Annotated in this window: 9 protein-coding genes and 2 pseudogenes; 6 read left to right on the plus strand and 5 right to left on the minus strand. The window is 51.9% G+C overall.

The window, feature by feature from the left end; all coding sequences use genetic code 11:
- Nucleotides 1-33: 33 nt before the first annotated feature.
- From accC to msrP, 5 genes are all read right to left on the minus strand, one after another.
- Entirely contained in the window at nt 34-1383 is a 1350-nt protein-coding gene (accC, locus tag O3W44_RS14550) for an acetyl-CoA carboxylase biotin carboxylase subunit (protein WP_269293615.1), read from the minus strand.
- Between the two features lie 11 nt (nt 1384-1394).
- Nucleotides 1395-1856: an acetyl-CoA carboxylase biotin carboxyl carrier protein gene (accB, locus tag O3W44_RS14555; protein WP_269293616.1), complete on the minus strand. Its 462-nt coding sequence runs from the start codon at nt 1854-1856 to the stop codon at nt 1395-1397.
- Between the two features lie 25 nt (nt 1857-1881).
- A complete protein-coding gene (gene aroQ, locus O3W44_RS14560; protein WP_269293617.1) occupies nt 1882-2334 on the minus strand; it encodes a type II 3-dehydroquinate dehydratase in 453 nt (150 codons plus the stop codon).
- A gap of 232 nt (nt 2335-2566) precedes the next feature.
- The gene (gene msrQ / locus O3W44_RS14565) at nt 2567-3169 is read right to left on the minus strand and encodes a protein-methionine-sulfoxide reductase heme-binding subunit MsrQ (protein WP_269293618.1); all 603 of its coding nucleotides are present in this window, start codon (nt 3167-3169) and stop codon (nt 2567-2569) included.
- The gene (gene msrP / locus O3W44_RS14570) at nt 3170-4174 is read right to left on the minus strand and encodes a protein-methionine-sulfoxide reductase catalytic subunit MsrP (protein WP_269293619.1); all 1005 of its coding nucleotides are present in this window, start codon (nt 4172-4174) and stop codon (nt 3170-3172) included.
- A 293-nt stretch (nt 4175-4467) separates the two neighbouring features.
- Here msrP and csrD point away from each other — a divergent pair, with 293 nt between their 5' ends.
- The 6 genes and pseudogenes from csrD to rng all read left to right on the plus strand — a co-directional run bounded on the left by csrD (nt 4468) and on the right by rng (nt 11485).
- On the plus strand, nt 4468-6417 hold the full coding sequence (csrD, locus tag O3W44_RS14575; protein ID WP_269293620.1) for an RNase E specificity factor CsrD: 1950 nt from the start codon (nt 4468-4470) through the stop codon (nt 6415-6417).
- A gap of 310 nt (nt 6418-6727) precedes the next feature.
- Nucleotides 6728-7769 (plus strand): annotated as a pseudogene (gene mreB, locus O3W44_RS14580) (rod shape-determining protein MreB).
- A 148-nt stretch (nt 7770-7917) separates the two neighbouring features.
- A pseudogene (mreC, locus tag O3W44_RS14585) lies at nt 7918-8938 on the plus strand (rod shape-determining protein MreC).
- Nucleotides 8935-9423 carry a rod shape-determining protein MreD gene (gene mreD / locus O3W44_RS14590; RefSeq protein WP_269293621.1) on the plus strand — a complete coding sequence of 163 codons (489 nt, stop codon included), beginning with the start codon at nt 8935-8937 and terminating at the stop codon, nt 9421-9423. The pseudogene mreC and the gene mreD overlap by 4 nt, the downstream one beginning before the upstream one ends.
- A gap of 8 nt (nt 9424-9431) precedes the next feature.
- Nucleotides 9432-10019 (plus strand): Maf family protein, encoded by a 588-nt coding sequence (locus tag O3W44_RS14595; protein ID WP_269293622.1) that lies wholly within the window; start codon nt 9432-9434, stop codon nt 10017-10019.
- A complete protein-coding gene (gene rng / locus O3W44_RS14600; RefSeq protein ID WP_269293623.1) occupies nt 10016-11485 on the plus strand; it encodes a ribonuclease G in 1470 nt (489 codons plus the stop codon). The genes O3W44_RS14595 and rng overlap by 4 nt, the downstream gene beginning before the upstream one ends.
- Nucleotides 11486-11622: the final 137 nt, after the last annotated feature.

Below are 11622 nucleotides of genomic sequence, written 5' to 3' on the forward strand. Positions count from 1 at the left end.
ATTAACCGGCCTCCAATTCACTCAGCGTTACGTTTACTTCTCGTTCAGACCGAGCTTTTTCTCCAGATAATGGATGTTAGTGCCACCCTGCTGGAAGTTTTCGTCGGACATGATTTTCATCTGCAGTTCGACGTTGGTCTTAATGCCATCGATGATCAGCTCCGCCAGCGCATTCTTCATGCGCGCAATCGCCACGTCACGGGTTTCACCGTAGGTGATCAGCTTGCCAATCATGGAATCGTAGTACGGCGGCACGCTGTAACCGGCGTAAATGTGCGATTCCCAGCGGACGCCAAAGCCGCCCGGCGCGTGGAAGCGGGTGATTTTACCTGGACTCGGCAGGAAAGTGTTGGGATCTTCCGCGTTAATACGGCACTCGACCGCATGGCCACGGATCACTACATCTTCCTGTTTGATCGACAGCGGCTGACCGGCAGCAATACGCAGCTGCTCTTTGATCAGATCCACACCGGTGATCATCTCAGTCACCGGATGCTCCACCTGAATACGGGTGTTCATCTCGATGAAGTAGAACTCACCGTTTTCGTACAGGAACTCAAAGGTACCCGCGCCGCGATAGCCGATCTCAATACAGGCTTTCGCACAGCGGTCACCGATGAAGCTGCGCAGCTCCGGCGTGATACCCGGTGCAGGGGCTTCTTCCACTACTTTCTGGTGACGGCGCTGCATGGAGCAGTCGCGCTCACCCAGATAGAGGGCGTTGCCCTGGCCGTCGGCCAGCACCTGAATTTCAATGTGGCGCGGGTTCTCAAGATACTTTTCCATGTAAACCATGTCGTTGTTGAAAGCCGCTTTGGCCTCCGCCTTCGTCATGTTAATGGATTCTTCCAGATCTTTGTCGCTGCGCACTACACGCATGCCGCGACCGCCGCCGCCGCCAGACGCCTTGATGATCACCGGATAGCCGATGCGCTTCGCGAAGGCACGGTTCTTTTCCATGTCATCGGTCAGTGAACCGTCAGAGCCAGGAACGGTCGGCACGCCCGCTTTTTTCATCGCGTTGATGGCAGAGACTTTGTCTCCCATCAGGCGGATAGTGTCCGCTTTCGGGCCGATAAAGATAAAGCCTGAACGTTCAACCTGCTCGGCAAAGTCAGCGTTCTCAGAAAGGAAGCCGTAGCCGGGGTGGATCGCCACCGCGCCGGTAATCTCCGCAGCGGAAATCAGCGCCGGGATATTCAGATAGCTTTTGACCGACTGCGCGGGGCCAATGCAGACGGTTTCGTCTGCCAGCAGGACGTGCTTCAGGTCACGGTCCGCGCTGGAGTGCACCGCCACAGTCTTGATGCCCAACTCTTTACAGGCACGCAGAATGCGCAGTGCGATCTCACCGCGGTTAGCAATTACAATTTTATCCAGCATGGTTCGCCTCGTTATTCGATGACGACCAGCGGCTCGTCGAATTCAACCGGTTGTCCGCTTTCCACCAGGATCGCTTTCACCACGCCAGATTTGTCAGCTTCGATCTGGTTCATCATTTTCATGGCTTCAACGATGCACAGGGTGTCACCGGCGTTCACTTTCTGGCCAACTTCAACGAAGGCTTTGGCATCCGGGCTTGGTGTGCGATAGAAGGTGCCGACCATCGGCGAGCGTACAATGTGGCCGCTGATTTCAGCTGGTGCCGCTTCCGTTACGGCGGCAACCGGTGCGACAGCTGTCGCCAGGGCAGGCTGTGGTGCTGGTGCAGCATAAGCCTGCTGCATAACCGGGTAGCTCACATTTGCAGGTGCACGACTGATACGAACGGACTCTTCGCCCTCGGAGATTTCCAGCTCAGAGATGCCAGACTCTTCAACCAGTTCGATCAGTTTTTTAATTTTACGAATATCCATGAGTGGGGTTCCGTACTCAGTTTGATTAATTAGTTTGAGACAGGCGTTTTACTGCCGTTTGTAAAGCCCATGCGTAGCCGTCAGCGCCAAGCCCACAGATGACGCCAGCAGATACATCAGAAAGATAGGAATGATGGCGGAAGGGCTCGCGGGCATGCACGTTTGAGAGATGCACCTCAATAAACGGAATATTCACCGCCAACAGGGCATCACGCAGTGCTACGCTGGTATGCGTAAACGCGGCAGGATTAATGATGATGTAATCCACATTGCCTTTGGCCTCATGAATGCGATCAATAAGCTGAAATTCAGCATTGGATTGCAAATGGCTCAGTTTCACATTTAAACGGTCTGCCTGCTGAGACAAATCGCAGACGATCTGATCCAGTGTGGTGTGGCCATATTTTTCAGGCTCACGCGTTCCCAGTAAATTTAAATTGGGACCGTTCAAAAGCAGAATGTGTAATTTATGCGCCATCTTGCTGCCATCTCCCGCAATCATTGAGGCATCGCGTAAAATACCTTGCCTCTCTTCGTTTGTCACCCGTTAGGGCGAAAAAGAAGACGTGGCTTGCAATAAAGCCGGGCATTATATCCGTTTCGTGGCAATTCGCAGCAAAATACTGGTCTTATCTGCGAAGTTGATCGGATGTGGCCCGTAAGCCACACCTTTTATCAGAGAGTGCAAGAGGAAAACAACGGCAGAAGGGTTAAAAGGGCCACCATTTACGGAATTTTTTGTAACGCCACGCTAACAGTATGAAAGCGAGTGCCGCGTAGATAAGCGGCTGTGGCGACACAGTTTTCACTGACCATATGTAGTGCACCGGCGCAAGAATAGCCACGATGTAAATGCCGTTGTGCAGCGTTTGCCAGCGTTTGCCGAGTTTGCGTTGCATACTCTGGAAGGAGGTAACGGCAAGCGCGAGTAAAATCAGCCAGCTAACGATGCCCAGCGTCAAATAAGGTCGCGAAATCAGCTCGCTGCCCAGTAAACGCAAATTATCAATACCCAGCTCAAGTAAGTAATAACTCAGCAGATGCAAACAGGCCCAGACAAATGTCCACACGCCAAGCAGGCGGCGCGTGCGAATTAACAGGGGCTGTCTGGCTAAGCGCGTGAGCGGGGAAACCAGCAGCGTGGCCAGCAGCAACTTCAGTGCCATACGCCCGGTAAAGTGTTGAATATCTTTCGCCGGATCGGCGCTTAATCCGCCCTGACTGGCCGCCAGAACCAGGTAAACCAGGGGCAAAAACGCCACCAGATGCAAAATAACTTTCAGCCAGGTAATCTGCTTAATCGACAGTCGCACTCAATAGTTCTCCCGCAAATCAAGGCCACGATAGAGTGAAGCGACCTGGTCCGCATAGCCATTAAACAGCAGCGTTGGCTGACGTTCGACCTTAAGCGAGCCGCCAGGACCGATAAATCGTTCGGTTGCCTGAGACCAGCGCGGATGATTCACGTGCGGATTCACATTGGCATAAAAGCCGTATTCATCAGCGGCGATCTGATTCCAGGTGGTAGGTGGCTGATTGCGTGTCAGGGTAATTTTGACAATCGACTTGATGCCTTTAAAACCATATTTCCAGGGCACAATCAGACGAATTGGCGCGCCGTTCTGCGGCGGTAACGCTTTGCCATATACTCCGGTGCTGAGAATAGTCAGCGGATGCATGGCTTCATCTAAACGTAAACCTTCGACGTAGGGATAATTCAGGCCACCGCCAATAAAGCGGTCTTTCTGCCCAGGCATTTGATCGGGTGCATATAATGTCTGAAAGGCGACGAAGCGCGCATTGCTGGTGGGTTCCGCCAGGCTAAGTAATTTGTTTAATTCAAAACCCACCCAGGGCACCACCATCGACCAGGCTTCTACACAGCGCATACGATAAATGCGTTGTTCCATCGCGAAGCGTTTGAAAATCTCATCCATGTCCAGCGTGACAGGTTTGGCGACCTCACCATCAATGGTTAATTTCCACGGATCGGTTTTAAGCGTGCCCGCGTTGGCTGCGGGATCGGCCTTATCCAGACCAAATTCATAGAAATTATTGTAGCCAGAGACTTTTTCAGCCGGGGTTAAGGTCAGATCGGCTTGATACTGTGCAGGCTTACTGAAATCCAGCGGGCGTCCTGCTGGTGCCGGCGGGCGATCGTTACCTTTGAACCAGCTAAGGAGATCGGCATTGGCGATACCGGGCACGCTTATCGCCGCCGCACTCAGACCTAAGGTTTTCAGCACCTGACGGCGCTGCATGTTAAAAATGCTTTCCGGCGTGACGTCGGCTTCAGTCAGTTTTTTTGTGGTTTTCATGCTGCATTCTCCAGACGTGATGTTCGCTTCCAGCATGAGGTATCGTGCGGATGCTGGCGAATTTAGCGGCCAAAATGTGAAATTTCCTGGTAAACCCTGCCAATGAGAATAGACCGAAAATAAGGCCGCTAAGCGCCCGCTGTTATCTGGCGGCGGTATACTGCCTCATCACGCATTGTGACGCTGCCGCCTGCCGCAAATTATGTTATTTTGCTCGCGTTTTCATCAGACCGGTTCGGCGCCACCTTGCAGGAACGTGATTCGGTTATTACCGTAGTATTACAGGCACAGGGATGCGATTAACCACCAAACTAACTGCATTTATTACATTTCTTAGCGTACTGGCCATGTTGCTCATGCTGGTAGGCTGTGCTTTTAGCGTTTTCTGGTTAAGCCATCAGCGCGTTGAGAATCGGGTTCAGGTACTTGCAACCGAAATCGATAAAGCCATGCTCAGCCAAACGCCTGCGCAGCTTAATGACTGGTTAACACGTATGATGCCAGTAATGAATGCTGAGCAGCTTTCATTGCATAGTAACCATCATACGCTGCTTAAACTCTCGCGCCATGAACATCAAATGATTGAAGATGAGCCTAATCGTTTTATTCAGTTTGACGTTCCGCTGATGCATCAACCTGGTGTGAGTTTACGCATCCTGCTACTCGATCCGGCAAAAACCTGGCTGCGTTCTATTACAGCGGCGTATACGCTTGGCGTGCTGCTGTCGGTGGTGTTGGTGATGAGCCTTCTGTTGCTGCTCATGCACCGCTGGCTTACGCGTCAGTGGCGTGGCATGGAGCAACTTGAGGTACGTGCAGACGCGATTATCGAAGGTGAGCGCCAGACAGCGCGCAACAGCGATATTGATGAGTGGCCGCCTAAAGCAAGCCGTGCACTGGATGTCTTGTTAGCCGATTTACAGGAAGCGGGCCAGCAGAGGTTGCGTATTGATACGTTAATCCGCACTTTTGCGGCGCAGGACGGACGTACCGGCTTGAATAATCGGCTATTTTTTGACAATCAGTTGGCCACGTTGCTGGAAGATCAGGAGACCGTGGGCACTCACGGTGTCGTAATGATGGTGCGCCTGCCTGACGTAGATACGCTCAGCGCAACGCTAAGTCCGGCGCTAATTGAAGAATATATGTTTGACCTCGTTAATATGCTGTCAACTTTCGTGCTGCGTTATCCGGGCGCGCTGCTGGCGCGCTATTTCCGCAGCGATTTTGCCGTATTGCTGCCGCACCGCAGTTTGAAAGAGGCGAACAGCATTGCCGATAAACTGATAAATGCTGTCGATTCACTGCCGCCGATGCGCATGGTCAACCGCGACGATATTATTCATATTGGCATCAGCGCCTGGCGCAGCGGGCAAAGCGTGTCGCAGGTTATGGATAATGTCGAAATGGCGACCCGTCGCGCAGCCTTACTTGGAGGCAATAACTGGTCAAACGGTGAAGGCAACCCACTGGATGCAGGACGAGGTAGCGTGCGCTGGCGTACCTTACTGGAAAATACCATGAGCCGTGGCGGACCGCGCCTCTATCAAAAGCCTGTAGTGAACAGTGAAGGCAAGGTGCAGCATCGCGTCATGCTAACCCGTATCTTTGATGGTGATAAAGAAGTGCTGGCGGCAGAGTATATGCCGCTAGTCCAGCAACTGGGTATGTCTGACAGTTGGGATCGGCAACTTGTTACGCGCATTGCCGCTTTATCTGAATGGTGGCCTGAAGAAACGCTGGTTATGCCCGTCAGTATCGATTCTCTGCTGCAACGTCCTTTTGTACTGTGGTTGCAAAATATGTTGCTGCAGTGTCCCAAAGCGCAAAGAAAACGATTTTTATTTGAACTTGCCGAGGCAGATGTTTGTCAACACATCAATCGTTTAACATCCGTTTTTCGCGCGTTAAAAGCATTTGGTTGCCGTATTGCAGTGAACCAGGCGGGGTTAACAGTTGTCAGCAGTGCTTACATCAGGCAATTACCGGTTGAGCTTATCAAGCTCGATCCGGGTTTGGTGCGTAATATTGAGCGTCGTACTGAAAACCAGCTGTTTGTGCAGAACTTAATCGAAGTCTGTAAACCAACCCATACTCGTGTCTTCGCTGCAGGAGTAAGAACACGTGACGAATGGCAGACGCTGGTGGGGTTAGGTGTAGCCGGCGGGCAGGGTGATTTCTTTGCACCTTCGCAGCCAGTGAACAGTAACGTGAAAAAGTACTCTCAACGTTACGGTATTTAGCCGATTGGATCGCATTAACTCATTTACACTCTGTTAATGACGCAATAGTTGATCTGCAATGACAGAATTTTAGGCCGGAAATGTTAAATTTTATGTCCAGGACGGCTGAGGTAAACAGGATGAAACCCGGCTGATAACGCCTGTTTTCGCCGTTCCGCTCATGTTAATGCCTCGCTTAGATCACTTAAACGCAATGTGGCGTATTTTTTCACCGAAGCAGAACGTTCTTGCGCCTTGTGGCAGCTTCGTGTGGTTGGTAAAGTAAGCGGATTTTATTTTCCGCCCCCAGCTTGCAGGATTATCCCTTAGTATGTTTAAAAAATTTCGTGGCATGTTTTCCAATGACTTGTCCATTGACCTGGGTACCGCGAATACCCTGATTTATGTAAAAGGACAGGGCATCGTGCTGAACGAGCCTTCCGTGGTGGCTATCCGTCAGGATCGCGCCGGCTCACCCAAAAGTGTTGCGGCCGTTGGTCATGACGCAAAGCAGATGCTTGGTCGTACGCCAGGCAATATTGCCGCTATTCGTCCGATGAAAGACGGCGTTATCGCTGACTTCTTCGTAACCGAAAAAATGCTGCAACACTTCATCAAGCAAGTCCACAGCAACAGCTTTATGCGTCCCAGCCCGCGTGTGCTGGTCTGTGTGCCAGTGGGGGCGACACAGGTAGAACGTCGCGCAATCCGCGAATCGGCGCAAGGTGCGGGTGCACGTGAAGTATTCCTGATTGAAGAGCCAATGGCGGCAGCGATTGGTGCAGGTTTGCCGGTTTCTGAAGCAACCGGTTCGATGGTCGTTGATATCGGTGGTGGTACGACAGAAGTCGCCGTCATCTCCCTGAACGGCGTGGTTTACTCCTCTTCTGTACGTATCGGCGGTGACCGCTTCGATGAAGCTATTATTAATTATGTGCGTCGTAATTACGGCTCACTGATTGGTGAAGCAACAGCAGAACGTATTAAGCATGAGATCGGTTCGGCCTATCCGGGCGATGAAGTGCGTGAAATTGAAGTCCGTGGACGTAACCTGGCGGAAGGTGTGCCGCGTGGCTTTACGCTGAACTCCAATGAAATTCTTGAAGCACTGCAAGAACCGTTAACCGGCATCGTCAGTGCGGTGATGGTTGCGCTGGAACAGTGTCCACCAGAGCTGGCATCAGACATCTCCGAGCGTGGCATGGTGTTAACCGGAGGGTGCGCTGCTGCGTAACCTTGATCGTCTGCTGATGGAAGAAACCGGCATTCCGGTTGTTGTCGCAGAAGATCCGTTGACCTGCGTTGCACGCGGTGGCGGTAAAGCGTTGGAAATGATCGACATGCATGGCGGCGATTTGTTCAGCGAAGAATAATCGCCTCAACCGGCTGGACCCTTAGTCATAATGCGCAGGGAGTAGCGTGTAAGCCGGCGTTGCACGTGTCGGTACGATACGTCCAGCCCAGGGAAGTGCGGTATTTTTCCGTACTTCCTTACCTGTAGTCGAGGAACACGCAGAATATATGAAGCCGATTTTTAGCAGGGGACCTTCCCTGCAGTTGCGTCTTTTTTGGCCGTAATCATGGCAATTGCCATTATTATCGCTGACAGTCGTGTGGGTTCTTTTAACCAAATACGCAACTATCTGGATACGTCGGTCAGTCCGTTTTACTTCCTGGCCAACGGGCCACGCCAGATCCTTGATGGCGTGTCAGAAACGCTGGCATCGCGTCAACAGCTTGAGCTGGAAAATAAAGCCCTGCGTCGCGAGCTCTTCCTGAAAAACAGTGACCTGTTAATGCTGGGGCAATATAAGCAGGAAAACGCGCGCCTGCGTGAACTGTTAGGTTCGCCGCTGCGCCAGGATGAGCAAAAAATGGTGACGCAGGTGATTTCCACCGGCACTGACCCTTACACCGATCAGGTGGTCATCGATAAAGGCAGCGTTAACGGTGTCTACGAAGGCCAACCGGTGATCAGCGATAAAGGCGTTGTCGGACAGGTTATTGCTGTCGGCCAGGTGACCAGCCGCGTATTACTGATTTGCGATGCCTCACATGCCTTGCCGATTCAGGTGCTGCGTAACGATATTCGCGTTATCGCTGCCGGTAACGGCTGCACCGAAGATCTGCAACTGGAACATTTGCCAGGCAATACGGATATTCGCGTAGGTGATGTACTGGTGACATCAGGCTTAGGGGACGTTTCCCGGAAGGCTACCCGGTGGGTGTTGTCTCATCAGTAAAAGTGGATACGCAACGTGCTTACACCGTTATTCAGGCACATCCAACCGCAGGTTTGCAGCGTTTACGTTATTTGCTGCTGCTGTGGGGAGCCGATCGCAATGGCGATATGCCAATGGCGCCGGATGAAGTGCATCGTGTTGCAAACGAACGTCTGATGCAAATGATGCCGCAGGTGTTACCGCCTGCTGGCGAAATGGGACCGCCCGCGCCAGCAGTGCAAATGGGTCCTCCCGCGCCAACGCAAAGCGAGGGTAGCGCACCTGTTTCGCCGGCTCGCACGCGCGGAGGTCAGCCTTGAGTCGATATCGCAGCCAGGGCCGTTGGGTTATCTGGCTGTCTTTTCTCGTTGCCCTCGTTTTACAGATTATGCCGTGGCCGGAACAAATCTATATGTTCCGGCCATCATGGCTTCTGTTGATCCTCATCTATTGGGTATTAGCGTTACCGCATCGTGTTAACGTCGGTAGCGGCTTTTTGTTGGGCGCAATCATGGATTTGATCGCTGGCTCAACCCTCGGTGTACGCGCGCTGGCGCTAAGCATCATCGCCTATCTGGTTGCCTTTAAATTCCAACTTTTCCGCAACTTAGCGTTGTGGCAGCAAGCGTTAATGGTTATGGTGCTGTCGCTGGCTGTGGATGTGATTGTCTTCTGGGCGGAATTTTTAGTGATCAACGTCTCATTTCGACCTGAGATTTTCTGGAGCAGTGTCGTCGACGGTATTCTCTGGCCCTGGCTATTCTTATTAATGAGAAAGATCCGTCGTCAGTTCGCTGTTCAATAAGGAAATTTATGGTAACCCTGTATCTTGCTTCCGGTTCACCGCGTCGGCGTGAACTGTTGACTCAGCTTGGCCTCACCTTTGAACGTCTCGTCACTGATGTGGAAGAGCAGCGTCAGCCCAATGAAGCGGCGACGAGCTATGTGCGTCGCCTGGCGAATGAAAAAGCACGCGCGGGCGTCGCACTGGCCGCACAAGATTTACCGGTGCTGGGTGCGGACACGATTGTCGTGCTGAACGGCGAGGTGTTAGAAAAACCTCGCGATGCCGCACATGCTGCTGAGATGTTAGGTAAATTATCGGGGCAAACGCATCAGGTTATGACTGCCGTTGCGCTGGCCGACCGCCAGCAATCGCTCGATTGCCTGGTGACTACCGACGTCACATTTCGCGTCTTAACAGCATCAGATATTAGCGATTATGTTGCGACCGGCGAGCCGATGGATAAAGCCGGGGCATACGGTATTCAGGGCACAGGTGGAAACTTTGTCCGCAAAATCAATGGAAGCTATCACGCGGTTGTCGGATTACCTTTGGTTGAAACAGGGGAATTATTCAGCCATTTTCAGTCACTGCGTGCCTTAAGAGGTCAACAATGACGGCTGAATTGCTGGTGAATGTCACACCTTCTGAAACACGTGTGGCCTATATCGACGGTGGCATCCTGCAGGAAATTCATATTGAGCGGGAAGCACGGCGAGGCATTGTCGGTAATATCTATAAAGGGCGCGTGAGCCGTGTGCTGCCAGGTATGCAGGCTGCCTTTGTTGATATTGGCCTGGAAAAAGCGGCTTTTCTGCACGCATCCGATATCATGCCGCATACCGAATGCGTTGCGGGTGACGAAAAGAAAAATTTTATCGTTCGCGATATTGCTGAGCTGGTGCGGCAGGGGCAGGATTTAATGGTTCAGGTGGTGAAAGATCCGCTTGGTACCAAAGGCGCACGCCTGACGACAGATATTACTTTACCGTCACGTTATTTGGTTTTCATGCCGGGCGCATCGCATGTTGGCGTCTCACAACGGATTGAAAGCGAAAAAGAACGTGATCGTCTCAAAGCCGTTGTTGCAGATTACTGTGATGACCTTGGTGGCTTCATCATCCGTACCGCAGCCGAAGGTATTGGGGAAGATGAGTTGGCGCAGGATGCGGCTTTCCTGAAACGGCTCTGGACCAAAGTCAGCGAGCGTAAAAAACGCAATCAAACCCGTTGTCTGCTGTACGGCGAGCTGGCGCTGGCACAACGTATCTTGCGTGATTTTGCCGGTGCTGCGTTAGATCGCATCCGCGTAGATTCACGTCTGACCTGCGATCTGCTCGTGGAGTTTACCAGCGAATATATTCCGGAGATGGCCAGCAAGCTGGAGCTTTACAACGGCAAACAGCCGATCTTTGATCTGTTTGACGTTGAGAACGAAATCCAGCGTTCGCTGGATCGCAAGGTGGAATTAAAGTCAGGCGGCTATTTGATCATCGATCAAACAGAAGCGATGACCACCATCGACATTAATACGGGGGCGTTTGTTGGTCACCGTAATCTTGATGAAACTATCTTTAACACCAACGTTGAAGCCACCCAGGCGATTGCCCGGCAGCTGCGACTGCGCAATCTTGGCGGCATCATTATCATCGACTTCATCGATATGAGTAATGACGATCACCGCCGCCGCGTATTACATTCACTGGAAAGCGCACTGAGCAAAGATCGGGTGAAAACAGGCATTAATGGGTTTTCAGCCCTTGGCCTGGTGGAGATGACGCGCAAACGCACGCGTGAAAGTATTGAGCATGTGCTGTGCGAAGATTGCCCGGTTTGCAAAGGACGGGGCACGCTGAAAACAGTAGAAACCGTCTGCTATGAAATTATGCGAGAAATTGTGCGTGTTCATCACGCTTATGACTCTGATCGCTTCCTGGTTTATGTCTCGCCAACCGTTGGCGAAGCGTTAAAAACGGATGAATCGCATGCGTTAGCGGAGGTCGAGATTTTTGTTGGCAAACAGGTTAAGGTCCACATCGAGGCGCTTTATACCCAGGAACAGTTTGATGTAGTGATGATGTAATGTCAGGCTAATGTTGGCCCGATGAACGCTTTTCAGCGGATGTCGGGCTGAAAACAGAGCCTTATTTGGGTTAAAATGCGAGTCCATACCGCTTCAGGTCTGATAACGGTTGAGTATGAGAAAGAATCCGCTGCCGT

The organism is Pantoea sp. LMR881 (assembly GCF_027157825.1).
Classification (GTDB): Bacteria; Pseudomonadota; Gammaproteobacteria; order Enterobacterales; family Enterobacteriaceae; genus Pantoea; species Pantoea haifensis.